Genomic DNA, 17,220 nt, shown 5'->3' with positions numbered 1-17,220 from the left:
GGCCGGACCAGAACGGAACAGCCTTACAGCCAACAAGGAAAGGAAACCGGTCTAAAAAATTACTAAAATGCATTGACTGAAAAAATTAACTGAAAGCATCAAAACCAGTTGCCGATCTGACGCCACCAGTCATCCGGCACGAACATCAGCAATGTCGTGGCGGCCAGATACCGACTGAATTTGCCGATCGCCATATAGAACACGCACGGCCAGAACGGCAACCTTGCCCATCCGCCCAGCGTGCACAGCGGATCACCGACGACAGGCAACCAGCTGAGCAACATGGTTTTCGGACCAAAATACTGGACCCAGCGCATCCAGCGACCGTATTGCTGGGGTGCGAGGGCTTTTTTTGCACCGTAACCCATCCAGTAATCGACGATGCCACCGAGCGTGTTGCCGGTTGTCGCCACCAGAAGCACCGGCCAGAACAATGACTGATTGGCCTTGATCACGGCAAACACGGTGGGTTCCGACCCCAGTGGCAGCAGGGTCGCAGAAATGAAGCTGACCAGAAAGACCGATGTCAGTCCCACCTCCGGTGCAGCGAGGATACTGAGCAGCCAGAGCGTGAAGGCTTCGATCATGCAAAAAAATGAAAGGACGAGGGCAGTTCCTGATTCAAGACTAGCCTTTCTGTTTTATTGGCGAACTACCGGCGATCAACATCGGGGGGTCGAAGGGGCACTCCATTATAATGTCGTCCCGACGCATACTCCCCTTTTGCATTCGTGATCCGAATTCCTGCAGGCCAGCCAGCCGCCCGGATCGACTGATCACTTTGCAGAGCATTTCCAGACAGCGACCCCATGACCATCGACTACCTGCAAAAAATCCTTACCGCGCGCGTCTACGACGTGGCGGTTGAAACCCCGCTCGAATTTGCGCCCAGCCTGTCGCAACGCGTCGGCAACCGCATTTATTTCAAGCGCGAGGATATGCAGAGTGTCTTCAGCTTCAAGCTGCGCGGCGCTTACAACAAGATGGCGAACCTGCCGCCGGCACAAATGAAGCGCGGCGTGATTTGCGCGTCGGCCGGCAACCATGCACAAGGCGTCGCCTTGAGCGCAACGCGACTCGGTTGCCGTGCCGTCATCGTGATGCCGACCACCACACCGCAGGTCAAGATCGACGCGGTCAAGGGCCGTGGCGGCGAAGTCGTCCTGTTCGGTGATTCGTATACCGATGCCTACGACCATGCGATGACGCTGACCAAAAAACTCAAGCTGACTTTTGTCCATCCGTTCGACGATCCCGACGTCATCGCCGGCCAGGGCACCATCGGCATGGAAATCCTGCGCCAGCATTCAGGCCCGATCCATGCGATTTTCGTGGCCATCGGTGGCGGCGGGCTGATTGCCGGCATCGCCGCGTACGTCAAGGCAGTGCGGCCCGACATCAGGATCATCGGCGTGCAGACCACCGATTCGGATGCGATGGATCGCAGCATCAAGGCGGGCAAGCGCGTCACGCTGCCGGATGTCGGGCTGTTTTCCGATGGCACCGCCGTGAAGCTGGTCGGCGAAGAGACCTTCCGCATTGCCCGGATGCTGGTCGACGAAATCATCCTGGTCGATACCGATGCGGTTTGCGCGGCGATCAAGGATGTCTTCCAGGACACGCGCAGTATTCTTGAACCGGCCGGCGCTCTGTCGATAGCGGGCGCCAAGGCCTACATCGAGCGTTCACTGAAAACCAAAAAGCCGCTCAAGAATGAAACGCTGGTGACCATCGCGTGCGGCGCGAACATGAATTTCGACCGCTTGCGCTTCGTGGCCGAGCGCGCCGAAGTCGGTGAATCCCGCGAAGCCGTGTTCGCCGTCACGATCCCGGAAGAACGCGGCAGCTTCCGGCGCTTCTGCGAACTGGTCGGACCACGCAATGTCACCGAATTCAATTACCGCATCAGCGACGAGGCTGCCGCGCATGTGTTTGTCGGCTTGCAGATCGCCAATCGCGACGAATCGGCAAAGATCGCCGCGCAGTTCGAGAAATACGGTTTCAAGACTCTCGATCTGAGCCACGACGAATTGGCCAAGCTGCATATCCGCCACCAGGTGGGCGGCAAGAGCGCGCTGGCACAGGATGAATTGCTGTATCGCTTTGAATTTCCGGAGCGGCCGGGTGCGCTGATGCGCTTCCTCGATAGCATGGCACCGAACTGGAACATCAGCCTGTTCCACTACCGTAATCAGGGCGGCGATGTCGGCCGTATTCTGGTTGGCCTCCAAGTGCCGAAAAAAGAAATGAAAGCCTTCCGCGACTTCCTGGCCACGCTGGGGTACCGCTTTCAGGACGAGAGCGCGAATCCGGTCTATAAATTGTTTTTGGGTTGATGCAGATGACGATCACGACGCCACCAACCGGCGCGCCAGAAGCGTCGCTGCTCGGCAAACCGGCGACTTACCAGTCGCACTACGATGCCTCGCTGCTGTTTTCGATCGCGCGTCAGGACAAGCGCAACGAACTTGGCCTCGTGACCGGCAGCACGCTGCCATTCTTCGGCATCGATATCTGGAACGCCTACGAACTGTCGTGGCTGAACCTGCGCGGCAAACCGCAGATCGCGATTGCCACCATCACGGTGCCGGCAGATTCACCGAACATCATTGAATCGAAGTCACTGAAACTGTATCTGAACAGTTTCAACCAGACCCGATTGGAGGGCACGGAGGCGCTGCTGGAGCGGTTGCGCACCGATCTGTCCAACGGCTTCGGTGCACCGGTCCAGCTGACACTGGCACTGCCGGACCAGTTCGGCACGCTGCGTTTTGGCGAACTCGACGGCATCTTGCTGGATCGTCTGGATATCGAGGTCGATACGTACACGCCCGATTCGGCCCTGCTGCGCGCCGCGCAGCATGAACCGGCGGTCGAAGAAACACTGGTGTCGCATTTGCTGAAGTCGAATTGTCTGGTCACCGGTCAGCCCGATTGGGGCAGCGTGCAGATCAAGTACATCGGCGCGGCCATCGATCAGGAACGACTGCTGCGTTACCTGATTGGTTTCCGGGAACACAATGAATTCCATGAGCAATGCGTCGAGCGGATTTTCATGGACATCCTGCGTCAGTGCCGGCCGCAGAAACTGGCTGTCTATGGACGGTACACGCGGCGCGGCGGGCTGGATATCAATCCGTGGCGTAGCAATTTCAGCACCGGAAGGGCGCCGTCGAATCTGCGCAACGCAAGGCAGTGATCGCGAGCAAATTGACGTGAAAGATAGTTACGGACCCAACGTGCAGACGTAGTATTGATTCGGTGGACTTCAGCACGATCTGAGGGCCGACGAAACGTTTTATGACCTTTGAGAAATAGAAAACAAGTCTATAATCCGCCCGAATTCACTTATCGTGCGACGCTATATTGACATCCGAGACATGACGAACCTTGCCAAAATCCTCTCCCCCGACAATGTCGTGCTCGGGCTTGAAGTCTCCAGTAAAAAACGGGCCTTTGAACAGGCTGGCCTGATTTTCGAGAACAATTGCAGCATTGCCCGCTCGACGGTATCCGAAAACTTGTTTGCACGTGAACGACTCGGCTCGACTGGGCTGGGACACGGCGTTGCCGTTCCACACGGTCGCATCAAGGGATTGAAAGTGCCGCTGGCAGCATTTGTCCGCCTGAGCGAACCGATTCCTTTCGAGTCACCGGACGGCCAACCGGTCAGCCTGCTGATCTTTTTGCTGATCCCGGACCATGTCACACAACAACACCTCGAAATCCTGTCCGAAATCGCCGAAATGTTTTCGGATGATGCCTTCCGCCAGATACTGGCCACCGACCCTGATCCGCTGTCTGTTCATGCCCGCCTGATTGCCTGGCAAAGCAGCTTGCAAGACAGCTAACCGCGATGCCGACCCTCACACCGCTGACGATCCAGCAAATCTACGATGAAAATCGTGAAACCCTTGAGTTGGGCTGGTTTGGCGGGTTTTCCGGCGGTGAGCGCCTGATATCCGGCGATGCCGCGTCGGCAGCCGACCAGGTTGGTCACCTGAACCTGATCCATCCGGGCCGAATACAAGTATTTGGCCACCAGGAAACCGAGTACTACCAGCGCCTGTCACCCGAATCGCGGCGCTACCAGACCGGCGAACTGGTCGCTGGTGAACCGCCGGCCTTCATCATTGCGCAAGGCCTGGACACCCCTCCCGAAATCATGGAAGTCTGCGACGAACGCAACATCCCGTTGTTTTCCACGCCGCTGGCCGCAGCACAGGTGATCGACTATCTGCGCGTGTATCTGTCCAAGAAACTCGCGCAGCATCTGACGATGCATGGTGTGTTCATGGATGTGCTCGGTGTGGGCGTGCTGATCACCGGCGAATCGGGTCTGGGCAAGAGCGAACTCGGGCTGGAGCTGATCTCGCGCTCGCACGGTCTGGTGGCCGATGATGCGGTGGAATTCGCCCGTATTGCACCCAACATGATCGAAGGACGCTGCCCGACCTTGCTGCAGAATTTGCTGGAAGTCCGGGGACTTGGCTTGCTCGACATCAAAGCCATTTTTGGCGAAACCGCCGTACGCCGGAAAATGCGCCTGAAACTGATCGTGCATCTGGTCCGGCGCAGCACGCTGGAAGAAAATTACGAACGCTTGCCGCTGAATGCCCAGCACGAAGAAGTGCTGGGCTTGCCCATCCGCAAAGTCGTGATCCCCGTCGAGGCCGGTCGCAACCTGGCGGTCTTGCTGGAAGCTGCGGTGCGCAACACCATTTTGCAACTACGCGGCATCGACACCCTGCGCGAATTCATGGTGCGCCAGCAAAAGGCGATGGACAGCGATTGATCGCGGGCGGCGTGGCACGTTGGCGCAGTGGCGATGGCGCACTCTGATACAAGGCTTGCGGTATTATCGTCGCCTATGCGCATTATTCTGATTACAGGTATCTCCGGCTCCGGCAAATCGGTCGGGCTTAACGCTCTCGAAGATGCCGGTTTCTTTTGCGTCGACAATTTGCCGCCCTCGTTGCTGCGCGCGCTGGTGGCAACGCGGATGCAGGATCATGGCGAAAACCTGGCAGTGGCCATGGATGCCCGTAGCGCCGACTCGCTCAGCGGATTACCTGCCGACATACGCCGTCTCAAGGATGAGGGCCATGATGTCAAGGTCCTGTTCCTGAGTGCAAAGACCGAATCCCTGATCGCACGCTTCTCCGAAACACGCCGCAGCCATCCGTTGTCGCATCGGCTGCGCCCTGACCAGTCGCCCAACGACCGACCGACCCTGACCGAATGCATCCTGCACGAACGCGAAATGCTGGTCACGATCGAAGGTCTCGGCCATGTGATCGATACCTCAGGACTGTCCGCCAACAAACTGCGCAGCTGGATCAGGGACCTGGTCGAAACCGACAAGACGCCGCTAACCCTGCTGTTCGAATCGTTTGCCTTCAAATACGGTGTGCCTCTCGATGCCGACATGGTGTTCGACGTACGCGTGCTGCCAAATCCGTATTACGACATCGCACTGCGGCCAATGAATGGCCGCGACCAGCCGGTCATCGCGTTTCTGGATGGCCAGCCCGATGCGGCCATGCTGCTAGCCGATATTCGCAACTTTGTCGAAAAGTGGCTACCTTCCTTCAAACAAGATAACCGCAGCTACCTGACCGTTGCGATCGGCTGTACTGGCGGCCAGCACCGCTCGGTGTACATGGCCGAGCATCTGGCGCAGTACTTCCGGGGTGCGGAACGTGTGGTGCTGCGTCACCGAGAACTGGACTGACATGACTGAATCCGATAATACTAACGACTGGTTGCCGCTGTTCCCGCTGCAGACTGTGCTCTTCCCTGATGGCATCTTGCCACTGAAGATATTTGAAACACGTTACGTCGACATGGTGCGCGAGTGCATGCGCAACGAAAAACCATTCGGCGTCGTGGCTATTCGCACCGGCAAGGAAACGGGTGCGACGACGCAACCGGAAGCAGTAGGCTGCCTCGCCAATATCGTGCATTGGGACATGGAAGCCGGCGGGCTGCTGATGATACGCACGCAGGGTGGCTTGCGCTTTCGCATCCGTGAAACACGCGTGCTGGCAGATGGACGCATGGAAGGGCTGGTGGATTACCTCGCGGAAGATACGCTAGTGACAACGGACCCCATGCTGACGGCGTGTGCGGCGGCGCTAAAAGCGATCACTGACGACTTTGATCAACGCGTCGGCCAGGACAATCCGACAGACTACCCATTTGCCACACCATTGCGATTCGGTGACATGGGCTGGGTTGCCAATCGGTGGAGCGAGATTCTGCCGATGCCATTACCGATGCGCCAGGCGCTACTCGAAACTGCCGATGTTGCACAACGTTTGGCGATCATCATGACTTATCTGAAACAACAGCAGATCCTGACGACCTGACCGTTGCCAGGCCAAGGTGGAAGGCATGATCCATACCGAAGATGCACAAACTTTTCGTCAGAAATTTGTTGTTTTAAGGCATTAAACTAGCCGAATGCAAAGCCGCTGACGGGTAGACACACCACGGTTGCGTCAGGCTGAAAAAGCCAGGCTATCCTGGCAGCTCACCGTCGACCGCGTTCATCCATGCATTCCCATATCGCCAAGCGCCGCACACTCCCGGGATCGGCCAGGATGCAAAAAATCTCACAAGCGAATATCGCGTCGTTGCTCTATCTGGCGACCATATTCGTTTTTTTCCAGCAAGATCAAGTGAATCCCGTCGCATTTCTGGTCGGTGCGGGCACGCTGACGTTTTTCATGCTGTTCTTTTTCGTTATCTTCCGGCTGCAACTCAATACGCACTTTTATGACCGCAGTCTGACGTTTGCTCAGGTGGTCGCCTCCGTGATCACGATGCTCAGCGTTGCTTACCTGGACCGCACGGCGCAGTTGGTACTTGGGCCGTTCTTGCTGATCGCCTTTTCATACGGAACGTTTCGGCTTAGCCGGTCTTCGCTGACGGTGCTCGCGGCAGGCACCATTGCGGGGTATCTGGCAATGATCCTGTTGCGCAGTTATCGCGAAGGTTTTGGTGATGCCCTGAAGCTGGACCTGCTGCAGTGGATCGTCGTGGCACTGACGTTGCCGCTGATGGTGTCGGTAGGCGGACGGATTCGACAGCTACGAGCAACCTTGAAATTGACCCGTCGACAACTGCAACAATTCGAGGAAAAGGCCATCCGTGACGAACTGACCGGCTTGTACAACCGCCGCCAGTTGCAAACCGAACTCGATACCGCCATTGCCCGGGCCAATTCCGAAGGGATTCCGTTTTGCCTGTGCCTGATTGACGTCGATCATTTCAAGGATATCAACGACAAGCATGGCCATCTGGTCGGTGATGTCATCCTGCGCGAGTTTGCGCGCGTGGCGCTCGACAGTATCCGTGACAGCGATGTGATCGGACGCTACGGTGGCGACGAGTTCATGCATCTGTTACCAAACACGAGCCTGAAAGGCGCTGTCATGCATGCCGAGCGGTTACGGGTCTATGCGCATTTCCTGGATTTGCAGGGCGTGTTGCCGCAAAAATCGATTTCGCTATCGATCGGTGTGGCACAGTTCAGGTCGGGTGAAGATGCGGCGGCACTGATCGAGCGTGCCGACACCGCACTTTACCGGGCCAAGGAGCGCGGCCGTAACCGCGTGGAGTGGATCGACGAGGAATAACCGGCATGTTCGCCCGGTTCGGTTCACGCCAGCCCGAACAGATCCTCCGAGTGGAATAACCCCAGCAGCAATTTTTTTACCGGCGCCGGCAATGGCGCATCGGCCAGGCGATCGGTGTGGTACCAGACATGGCCGTCCTGCCCGGCCCGTTCGATACGCTGCGACAAGTGCACGGCATACGGCGAAATCTGCAATTTGAAATGTGTGAATGCGTGCGAAAAAGGCATCAGGCGCACGCACGAAGCGGTCACGCCGAAAGGGCTCACGGCCTGTTCCAGCAACTGATCAAAAATGGTCCGGTCACCTTCGCCATCCAGGTCAGCCGGTGCCAGCAACTCAACTTCCGGCAACGACAACAGGCCGCCCCAGATACCGGAATCAGGACGCTGCTCCAGCAAGACCTGACCGTTATCGACGATGACCAGCATGGAGGTTTGGCGCTGCGGCACGGCTTTTTTGGGTTTGCGCACCGGCAGCAAGTGCACCCGGTTAGTTGCCAGCGCAACACAGCGATACGCCAGCGGGCAACGCGCGCAATCGGGTCGGATGCGCGTGCACAGCGTGGCACCCAGATCCATCAACCCTTGCGTGTATGACCCGATTGCGGAGTCGACGTCAAAGTCCGCCTGCGGTAGCAACGCCTCCGCACGCAACCAGAGCTGGTCTTCGACCGGTTTGCTGCCAGGAAAACCCTCGACACCAAAGACCCGGCTGAATACGCGTTTGACGTTACCGTCAAGAATGGCGGCCCGGGTACCGTAGGCAAATGCAGAAATGGCCGCCGCCGTGGAGCGACCAATACCGGGCAACTCGGCCAGCAGCAAAGGGTCGCTCGGAAATACGCCACCATGCTCGGCCACGACACGTTTGGCGCACTGGTGCAAATTGCGTGCACGCGTGTAGTAACCCAGCCCGCTCCAGTGCGACATGACGGATTCCGCGCTGGCACCGGCCAGCGACGCGACATCCGGAAAGCTGATCAGGAATTTTTGATAGTACGGAATGACCGCAGCAACCTGGGTCTGCTGCAACATGATTTCGGATAACCAGATGCGGTAGGCGTCACGGGTGTTCTGCCAGGGCAGCGCATGGCGGCCGTGCTGTTTCTGCCAGGACACTACGACAGTAGAAAACTCGGGATCGATATAGTCGGCAGCCGCTACCACTGGCATTTTCGCCATCAGGCAGCCACCGCTTGCGCCACATAGTCTGCCTGCAGCGCATTGTTCAACGCATTTTCGAGCACCAGCAAGCGCGCCAGCTGCACCGACAAATCTGCCTCCATTTGCTCGAACGCCGAGACTTTTTCTTCCAGACTGTCAGTGGCGAGGTGGATGCGCTCGATCGACAGGCGACGGCGTTTCAGTTGCGCCTTGTGCTCTCTGATCTGCCCTTCCAGCGGCGCCATCACCACCTTCAGCCAGGCTTCAACATCCTGGTTGGCCTGTGAAAAACTCTGTTTAACCCGTGAAGCGATCGATTCGAAAAACTTCTGCATCAGCACGCCATTGCGTGTGGTCAGCATCACCGCCGCACCGAACTGGCGCTGGTAAATCCCTTCAATCATGTCGATCTCTTTCATGTATTTGTCGAGGGAAAACTGCATCGGCGTCGACAATGCCAAGCCATGTTCGGTCGAAAATTTGCGGTACATCACGGTCATCATTGCCGTGATTTCGTCCGTCTTGCGCGCGGAGGTTTGCAAATTATTCTGGAGTTGCGCAAAGAAGCGCCGCACTGCATCGCGAAAACCCGATGAAAAGATGCTGCTATCCATCGACTCGCGCGTCAGCTTGATGTCCTGCTTGAGCACTTCCATTCCGAGGCTGGTGAAGACTTCGCTGGACAGTCGCGCAAACACGGCGCGCGTTCCCTGCAACCGGATCAGGCTGCCGTCGAATTCACGTTTTTCGATATCGATCCGTTTCATCATGTGTTCGATGATGTTGCGGTTCTTGCCGCGCAGGCTTTTCAGTTCCAGCAACTGCTCGACGACACTGCGGGTGCGCGCTGACAGCTGGTTTTTTTTGGTTGCGGCCAGCTCGTCGATATCGCCCGAGAGCTGGCTGCGGATGATGTGCTTGCGTGACGGGATCAGCTGGCTGGACAAGGCGTTTTCCAGCAACGGCAGGCGACTGCGTGCAAGCAGTGCGTCATCGCGGTGGATCTTGGCTACCAGTCCTTTTTGTGCCGAGACCGGATAGATCTGGCTCTCGTGCAGGCCCAGCATCTGGGCCGCGCTGGTCACCTGCTGGCGAATCTGCTGCTCGACTTCGGCCGGAGTACGCAATTCATCCCACATGCTATCGATCTTGTTGAGCACCACCATGCGCCCTGCCCCGGTGCCGATGTGGTCGCGCCAGATCGCAATATCGCTTTTTGTCACGCCCGTGTCTGCTGCCAGCACGAACAGCACGGCGTGGGCGTTCGGGATCAGGTTCAGGGTCAGCTCGGGCTCGGTGCCGATCGCATTGAGTCCCGGTGTGTCGATGATGACCAGGCCTTGCTGCAGCAGCGGATGCGGGAAATTGACGATGGCGTGGCGCCAGCGGGAAATTTCCACCATGCCGTCGTCATCGACGGACAGGCCGAGGTCCGGGTCGCGCTCGTCATACAGGCCAAAGCTCTGCGCCTGCGCAATCGATACGCGCTTGGTCAGGCTGACTTGCCGGAATGCTTCGAGCATGCCATCTCCGGAGGACAGGTTCAGCGGCAGCACGGTCCAGGCATGCTCCTGGCCTTTCAGATCGCTGGTCGATTGCGACTCGGCGCGGGTTTCGATGGGCAGCAATCGGATCGACGGCGGGGAGGTCTCGTCATACAACAGCTCGGTGGGGCACATGGTGGTGCGACCGGCCGAGGAAGGCAAAATACGCTGGCCGTATCCGGCAAAAAAAATCGCGTTGATCAGCTCTGATTTGCCGCGCGAGAACTCGGCGACAAAGGCAATGGTCAGTTTGTCTGCTGACAGGCGGGTACCCATCTGTTCAAAGCGCTGTTCGCTGACGGGGTCCATCAGTTGCAGTGTCTCTATGTGGTCGCGGTAGCGTGCCAGCGCCACCAGAACATCATCGCGCCAGCTGCTGTACTCCTCGAATGTCTGAACCAGATTACTCACGATGTGTCCCCCGCTCTTTCTCCGTTCACGGCGATGTTGCATCGTCGTGCTCCTGCAAATTAGGTCAGGTCTGGCAATGAACGCAATAAAACGTCGAGCGTTGCCCCTGCTTGATCTGGCGCACCGCCTGCCCGCAAACGCGACAGGGAAGCCCCGTTCGATCATAGACGAAGTAGCTCTGCTGAAAATACCCCGACTGTCCGTTTGCCCCCACAAAGTCACGCAAAGTGCTGCCACCTTGATCAATTGCCGCCGCCAGCGTGCTCTGGATCTCGGATGCCAACGTTACGTAGCGCGCCAGCGCGATGCGGCCCGCCGGTGTTTTGGGATGGATGCGGGCTCTGAACAGGCTTTCGGAAGCATAAATGTTGCCTACTCCAACCACGATGTCGCCCGCCAGCAGCACCTGCTTGATGGCAGCGCTGCGCCCCCTGGTTTGCGAGAACAGTGTCTGTGCCAGCGACACGGCACCCAGCGGCTCGATGCCCAGTCCACGCAATAGCACGTGTGCATCCGCCGGACCGTCGGCCTGCGGATGCCAGAGCACGGCGCCGAAACGCCGCGGATCAGTCAGGCGCATCACCTGGTCGCCGGTGACCAGGTCAAAATGATCGTGTTTCTCTGCGGGCGTTGCGAGTGGCAGGATGCGCAAATGGCCAGACATACCGAGGTGGATGATCAACGTGCCATGGTCAAATTGAATTAGCAGGTACTTGCCGCGCCGACCGGTCGCGCGCACAGTGCGACCAGTCAATATTTCTGCAAGATCCGGCGGAAACGGCCAGCGCAAACCGCTGCGTCGCATGATGATCGCGCTGACGATGCGGCCATCGATATGCGGCGCGATCCCCATGCGGGTGACTTCGACTTCAGGTAATTCGGGCATGACTGGCGCACACTCCTTGCTGCAGCAAATGAAACAGATTTGAAACCGATTCCGCAGCGCAGGCCGGGGTTACCGGCGCACCGCCACGCGAATCCGGTAGGTTGAGCGTAGAATGAAAAACCGCTTGAACAGCCAGGATCCCCACTTGAAAATCGCACTCGCCATTGTAACGCTGTCGACCATGTTGTCCGCCTGCGCCGGGCTTCCCGGTGTGACGTCGCCGGCCTACGCTGTCACTGCAGAAGCGCCACCTGCCGCATTCATAGCCGCCACACCCGAGGACGATGAAACTGCCGCAGAAAAGCGCGCCAACGAAGGCCTTCCGTCGGTCGAACTGACGGAAGAGTTGATGTTCAAGATACTGACTGCGGAAATCTCCTTCCAGCGCGGCGGATGGCAACCGGCCTACGCCAGCATGCTGGCATCCGCCAAGGAAACCGCGGACCCGCGCCTGGCACGGCGCGCCGCTGAAATGGCGATCGGTGCCAAACAGCCCGACGAAGCGCTGGCCGCAATACGACTCTGGCGCGCACTGGCGCCAACCTCCGAAGAAGCCACCCAGTATTACCTTGGCCTGATCCTGATCGGTGACGACCTGGCAGAAGTACAGGAAGTATTCGAGCAACGCCTGCGTGATGTCCGCCCGCAAAGCCGTGGCATCCTGCTGTTGCAGATTCAGCGTTTGCTATTGCGTGTGAAGGACAAAAAGGCAGCCTTCGTGATCATGGAGAAATTGTCGGCTCCCTACCTTGATCTTCCCGAAGCACACATCGCGCTGGCCCAGGCCGCCTTCGCCAGCAATGACAGCGTTCGTGCACGCGCCGAAGCAGTGACGGCACTCAATGCCAGGCCGAACTCGGACATTGCGGCACTGACGCTGGCGCAGGTAATTACTGACAAGGATGAAGCTCTTCAGTCTCTCAAGGCGTTTCTGAAAGCAAACCCGGCAAGCCGCGAAGTGCGCATTGCCTATGGCCGCATGCTGGTCGAGCAAAACCAGTATGCCAAAGCGCGCGTCGAATTCGAAACCCTGCTCACTGCACAACCGGACGACCTGACCACCCTGTTTGCACTCGGCATCCTGAGCACACAAACCAGTGATTTCAAACAAGCCGAAAAATACCTGACGACGTACCTGAAGCTGCTGGCCGAGCAACCCGATTCAGCGCGCGATCCGGCACAAGCGCTGCTGGTGCTGTCGCAGATCGCCGAAGAGCGCAAGGATATCGACGGCGCGCTTATCTATCTGGCGCAGATCGGACCAGGCGAAGCGTATTTCGGCGCACAGCTCAAACGTGCCCAACTGATGGCGCAAGGTGGGCAACTCGCTTCGGCACGTCAATTACTGGCAACCCTGTCAGGCGACAGTGAACGCGAACAAATCCTGGTGATCCAGACCGATGCGCAAATTCTGCGCGATGCCAACTTGCAGCAGCAGTCGTTTCAGGTCCTCGAAACTGGGACACGCCGTTTCCCGGAAAACATCGACCTGCTCTATGACTTCGCCATGGCCGCTGAAAAATCCAATGTCCTCGACAAGATGGAAACTGCGCTGCGCACCGTCATCAAACTGGCACCGGACAACCAGCACGCGTACAACGCGCTGGGCTACTCGCTGGCCGAGCGCAACCTGCGTTTGCCGGAAGCCGCCAAGCTGGTTGAACAGGCCTTGAAACTGGCACCGAACGACCCGTTCATTCTCGACAGCATGGGCTGGGTCCAGTACCGCCAAGGCAAATTACAGGAAGCGGAAGATCTGTTACGCCGCGCCTACACGCTGCGTCAGGATGCCGAAATTGCGGTCCATCTGGGCGAAGTACTGTGGGTCCGCGGTCAAAAATCCGACGCCCAGAAGTTCTGGCGCGATGCCCGCACCAAGGACCCCAAAAATGATTCCCTGAAGAGTACGCTGGCACGACTTCAGGTACAGCTGTGATGGCTGGTCTGGCGCGGGTTGCCTGTACCGCAATACTGGTCGGCAGTGCGCTGACCAGCTGTGCCAGCCTGGCACCGCCTCCGTCTCTTCCATCGCCGGCCACGACCGTCCGTCCGGTCACGAGCATCGAGCTGGGTGGTCGGCTTTCGGTGCGATATCAGAACAATGGCAAGGAAGAAGCCGTCCACGGCAGCTTCAGCTGGTCGCAACGCGCCGGGAACACGCTCGTCACGCTGCGCTCGCCGTTAGGGCAGACACTGGCCACCATCACCATCGGTCCGGCGGAGTCCACGCTGTCGCAGGCGGGGCAGCCTACGCGTACCGCTGCCGACCCCGATGCACTGGCAACCGAGGCTCTGGGCTGGCCGCTGCCGTTGGCCGGATTGCGTGACTGGCTGCAAGGCCAGGCCACCAATGTCGCCGGTGAACGCGTGACTGCCTCGTCGACCAGCACGACGCCCATCGTGACGAACGACGGCTGGCAGTTGCAATACGTCAGCTGGGAAGCGAGTGACCCTGCGTTGCCAGCACGGCCAAAGCGCATCGACCTGTCACGCACAACGCCACAGGCAGGCGATGTCGGACTGCGGATCGTGATCGACAGCTGGCAACCGGGTTGAGTCCGCCGATGGCGCGCGTCCTGCACAATTGCCCTGCCCCGGCCAAACTGAATCTTTTTTTGCACGTGACCGGCAGACGGGCCGATGGCTATCACTTGCTGCAAACAGCCTTCCAGCTGATCGATCGCAGCGACTCGCTGGATTTTGATACAAGGGACGACGGTGTCATCCTGCGCACTACCGCTGTTGCCGGTGTGGAGCACGACAGCGACCTGATCGTGCGCGCAGCGCGCCTGCTGCAACAGGCCACCGGCAGCAACAACGGCGCCAATATCGCTGTCCGGAAAAACCTGCCGATGGGTGGCGGTCTAGGCGGTGGATCTTCCGACGCGGCCACCACGCTGCTCGCACTGAACTATTTGTGGCAGACCGGACTGAGCCGTTCGCAATTGATGGCGCTTGGCCTGCAGCTCGGTGCCGACGTCCCTTTTTTCCTGTTCGGCCACAATGCTTTTGCGGAGGGCGTCGGCGAACAGTTGATGCGTATCGATACACCGGATCATTGGTTTGTTGTCATCGAGCCCGGCGTGTCTATTCCGACCGCAGCAATATTTGCATCTTCTGAATTGACAAGGAATTCGAAACCCGTCAAAATGCTGGACTTTTCCGGGGCATACATTCGCAACGGGAGGAATGATTTGCAAGCTGTGGCGACAAAGTTGTTTCCGGCAGTTGCCGAGGCCATCGATTGGCTGGGGCAACATGGAACAGCAAGAATGACGGGTTCCGGAGCGTGCGTTTTTTGCGCCTTCGAGACCAGAGATGAAGCCGAAGCAGTGCTTGCATCAGTACCGAAGAAATGGAGAGCATGGATCGCACGGGCTCTCGATGAACACCCGCTGTCGCATTTGCAGTGAAGTAAATGAAATTTTTTTGATGGGTCGTACAACGCGTAGGTCAGCGTCGGCACCACATCAAAAGCAAGGTTGCGTAGGGGAATCGCCAAGCCGGTTAAGGCACTGGATTTTGATTCCAGCATTCGAAGGTTCGAATCCTTCTTCCCCTGCCATTGAACGAAACGAAAAAAATAATAAAATAGATACGCTAGCCGCCAACGCAAGACTGAAACGTCGGGCCTTGGCGGCTTTTTATTTTGCTGTTTAATTTTTTTAACGACTGCTTCCAGGAACCCCACAATGGCGCTCGATAACCTGATGGTTTTTACCGGCAACGCAAATCCGGATCTCGCCATAGGAGTTGCAAAGCAACTTGGCATCGAACTTGGCAAAGCAGTCGTTTCAAAGTTTTCCGATGGCGAAATCGTCGTCGAGATCAACGAGAACGTGCGTGGCAAGGACGTGTTCGTGCTGCAGTCGACCTGCGCTCCTACCAATGACAACCTGATGGAACTGATGCTGATGGTCGACGCGCTCAAACGTGCATCCGCCGGACGCATCACCGCAGCGATCCCGTATTTCGGCTACGCCCGTCAGGACCGTCGTCCACGCTCGGCCCGTGTCGCCATCTCGGCCAAGGTCGTCGCCAACATGTTGCAGCAAGCCGGCGTCGAACGGGTTCTGATCATGGATCTGCATGCAGACCAGATTCAGGGATTCTTTGATATTCCTGTCGACAACATCTATGCATCGCCTATCCTGCTTAGCGACCTGGTTGCCAAGAATTATGATGACCTGCTCGTGGTGTCCCCGGATGTCGGCGGCGTCGTCCGCGCCCGGGCATTGGCAAAGCGCCTCAATTGCGACCTGGCCATCATCGACAAGCGTCGCCCGAAAGCCAATGTCTCCGAAGTCATGAACATCATTGGTGAAGTCGAAGGTCGCAACTGCGTGATCATGGATGACATGGTCGACACCGCAGGTACTCTGGTCAAGGCAGCGGAAGTACTGAAAGACCGTGGCGCCAAAAAAGTGATTGCCTACTGTACGCATCCGGTTCTGTCGGGCCCGGCAATCGAGCGGATCACCTCATCCACGCTGGATGAACTGGTGGTCGTGGACACGATCCCTCTGTCGGAAGCAGCACGTGCCTGCGGAAAGATCCGGCAATTGAGCTGTGCAGAGTTGCTGGCAGAAACATTCAAGCGCATCAGTACCGGCGATTCGGTGATGTCACTGTTTGCCGAATAAGTTGCAAAGAACGTTGACCCCTTTGCAGTAATGCGAAGGCTGGTGGAATACGCAGCAGCGGCCACAAACCGCCCGCTGTAGTCACTACCAAACCCCGGATGCGCTTGACGCATCCGTTTTCAAATCCCCTGGTCGCGGGGGATTTTCATCGCAAGGCCAGTCCTTGCAACCATTGGAGTTTTACATGAAAGTTATCGCATTTGCACGCACAGCACTGGGGACCGGAGCGAGCCGCCGCCAGCGCATTGCAGGCCAGACCCCAGGCATCGTTTACGGTGGTAGTGGCGTTCCGGTCAACATTAGTCTCGACCACAACGCGCTGTATCACGCGCTGAAAAAAGAGACATTCCACTCGTCTATCCTCGACCTCGAAATCGATGGCAAAGTCGAAAAAGTTCTGTTGCGCGACTTCCAGGTCCACGCCTACAAACAACTGGTCCTGCACGCTGACTTCCAGCGCGTTGACGCCAGCCAGAAGATCCACGTCAAGGTGCCACTGCACTTCATCAACGCGGATGTATCGCCAGCCGTCAAGCTGTCGTCCGGTATCATCAGCCACGTCGTGAGCGAGCTGGAAGTCACCTGCCTGCCAGCAGACCTGCCAGAGTTCCTGACAGTTGACCTGGGCGCGCTGGAAATCGGTACGTCGGTTCACCTGGCCGATCTGCAACTGCCAAAGGGCGTGACTGCCGTGATCCATGGTGGCGACGACAATCCGACGATTGCTGCTGCATCGATCCCTGCCGGTAAAGTCGAAGAAGCTGCTGACGCTGCTGCTTCCGCTGCCCAAGCCGCTGCAAACGCACCTGCTGAGAAGAAGTAATTCTCTCTGGTCCGGTATTTTCCCGGCCCACAAAAAACCCGTCCCTTGCGACGGGTTTTTTCATGCAGGATGCATGTCGTTACGCACTGTGCTCGCGCGCTGCCGCT

16 protein-coding genes and 1 tRNA gene are annotated in these 17,220 nt (G+C 57.9%); 13 read left to right on the top strand and 4 right to left on the bottom strand.

Annotation, left to right across the window (positions count from 1 at the left end; genetic code table 11):
* Positions 1 to 98 precede the first annotated feature (98 nt).
* On the bottom strand, positions 99 to 587 hold the full coding sequence (locus ABD720_RS10305; protein ID WP_344763194.1) for a YqaA family protein: 489 nt from the start codon (positions 585 to 587) through the stop codon (positions 99 to 101).
* A 222-nt stretch (positions 588 to 809) separates the two neighbouring features.
* Here ABD720_RS10305 and ilvA point away from each other — a divergent pair, with 222 nt between their 5' ends.
* From ilvA to ABD720_RS10270, 7 genes are all read left to right on the top strand, one after another.
* On the top strand, positions 810 to 2,336 hold the full coding sequence (gene ilvA / locus ABD720_RS10300) for a threonine ammonia-lyase, biosynthetic (protein WP_344763193.1): 1,527 nt from the start codon (positions 810 to 812) through the stop codon (positions 2,334 to 2,336).
* A gap of 5 nt (positions 2,337 to 2,341) precedes the next feature.
* Positions 2,342 to 3,199 (top strand): NADPH-dependent 7-cyano-7-deazaguanine reductase QueF, encoded by an 858-nt coding sequence (gene queF / locus ABD720_RS10295; RefSeq protein ID WP_425547958.1) that lies wholly within the window; start codon positions 2,342 to 2,344, stop codon positions 3,197 to 3,199.
* Between the two features lie 181 nt (positions 3,200 to 3,380).
* On the top strand, positions 3,381 to 3,851 hold the full coding sequence (locus tag ABD720_RS10290) for a PTS sugar transporter subunit IIA (protein WP_344763191.1): 471 nt from the start codon (positions 3,381 to 3,383) through the stop codon (positions 3,849 to 3,851).
* A gap of 5 nt (positions 3,852 to 3,856) precedes the next feature.
* The gene (hprK, locus tag ABD720_RS10285) at positions 3,857 to 4,795 is read left to right on the top strand and encodes an HPr(Ser) kinase/phosphatase (protein WP_344763190.1); all 939 of its coding nucleotides are present in this window, start codon (positions 3,857 to 3,859) and stop codon (positions 4,793 to 4,795) included.
* Positions 4,796 to 4,870: 75 nt separating this feature from the next.
* A complete protein-coding gene (gene rapZ / locus ABD720_RS10280; RefSeq protein WP_344763189.1) occupies positions 4,871 to 5,734 on the top strand; it encodes an RNase adapter RapZ in 864 nt (287 codons plus the stop codon).
* Between the two features lies 1 nt (position 5,735).
* Complete coding sequence (locus ABD720_RS10275; protein ID WP_344763188.1) at positions 5,736 to 6,371, top strand: LON peptidase substrate-binding domain-containing protein; 636 nt, start codon at positions 5,736 to 5,738, stop codon at positions 6,369 to 6,371.
* A gap of 234 nt (positions 6,372 to 6,605) precedes the next feature.
* Positions 6,606 to 7,643 carry a GGDEF domain-containing protein gene (locus ABD720_RS10270; RefSeq protein WP_344763187.1) on the top strand — a complete coding sequence of 346 codons (1,038 nt, stop codon included), beginning with the start codon at positions 6,606 to 6,608 and terminating at the stop codon, positions 7,641 to 7,643.
* 23 nt (positions 7,644 to 7,666) lie between these two features.
* Here ABD720_RS10270 and mutY read toward each other — a convergent pair whose 3' ends face one another.
* From mutY to mutM, 3 genes are read right to left on the bottom strand one after another with little or no spacing between them, the layout of a single operon-like run.
* Complete coding sequence (mutY, locus tag ABD720_RS10265; RefSeq protein WP_344763186.1) at positions 7,667 to 8,824, bottom strand: A/G-specific adenine glycosylase; 1,158 nt, start codon at positions 8,822 to 8,824, stop codon at positions 7,667 to 7,669.
* Positions 8,824 to 10,803 (bottom strand): dynamin family protein, encoded by a 1,980-nt coding sequence (locus ABD720_RS10260; protein WP_344763185.1) that lies wholly within the window; start codon positions 10,801 to 10,803, stop codon positions 8,824 to 8,826. The genes mutY and ABD720_RS10260 overlap by 1 nt, the downstream gene beginning before the upstream one ends.
* 22 nt (positions 10,804 to 10,825) lie before the next feature.
* A complete protein-coding gene (gene mutM / locus ABD720_RS10255) occupies positions 10,826 to 11,647 on the bottom strand; it encodes a bifunctional DNA-formamidopyrimidine glycosylase/DNA-(apurinic or apyrimidinic site) lyase (RefSeq protein WP_344763184.1) in 822 nt (273 codons plus the stop codon).
* Between the two features lie 145 nt (positions 11,648 to 11,792).
* Between mutM and ABD720_RS10250 the strand changes: the two genes are divergently transcribed.
* The 6 genes from ABD720_RS10250 (at position 11,793) to ABD720_RS10225 (ending at position 17,113) form a co-directional block, all read left to right on the top strand.
* The gene (locus ABD720_RS10250; protein WP_344763183.1) at positions 11,793 to 13,583 is read left to right on the top strand and encodes a tetratricopeptide repeat protein; all 1,791 of its coding nucleotides are present in this window, start codon (positions 11,793 to 11,795) and stop codon (positions 13,581 to 13,583) included.
* A complete protein-coding gene (gene lolB, locus ABD720_RS10245; protein WP_344763182.1) occupies positions 13,583 to 14,203 on the top strand; it encodes a lipoprotein insertase outer membrane protein LolB in 621 nt (206 codons plus the stop codon). The genes ABD720_RS10250 and lolB overlap by 1 nt, the downstream gene beginning before the upstream one ends.
* 8 nt (positions 14,204 to 14,211) lie before the next feature.
* Positions 14,212 to 15,060, top strand: a complete 849-nt coding sequence (ispE, locus tag ABD720_RS10240) for a 4-(cytidine 5'-diphospho)-2-C-methyl-D-erythritol kinase (protein WP_344763181.1) — start codon at positions 14,212 to 14,214, stop codon at positions 15,058 to 15,060.
* 75 nt (positions 15,061 to 15,135) lie between these two features.
* Positions 15,136 to 15,212 (top strand) — tRNA-Gln (locus ABD720_RS10235).
* Between the two features lie 127 nt (positions 15,213 to 15,339).
* Positions 15,340 to 16,290: a ribose-phosphate pyrophosphokinase gene (locus ABD720_RS10230; RefSeq protein WP_344763180.1), complete on the top strand. Its 951-nt coding sequence runs from the start codon at positions 15,340 to 15,342 to the stop codon at positions 16,288 to 16,290.
* A gap of 184 nt (positions 16,291 to 16,474) precedes the next feature.
* Positions 16,475 to 17,113: a 50S ribosomal protein L25/general stress protein Ctc gene (locus ABD720_RS10225; protein ID WP_344763179.1), complete on the top strand. Its 639-nt coding sequence runs from the start codon at positions 16,475 to 16,477 to the stop codon at positions 17,111 to 17,113.
* Positions 17,114 to 17,220 lie beyond the last annotated feature (107 nt).

Source organism: Actimicrobium antarcticum, assembly GCF_039536745.1.
Classification (GTDB): domain Bacteria; phylum Pseudomonadota; class Gammaproteobacteria; order Burkholderiales; family Burkholderiaceae_D; genus Actimicrobium; species Actimicrobium antarcticum.
Note: the sequence above shows the minus strand (reverse complement) of the source record. Positions and strands in the feature narration are given on the sequence as shown.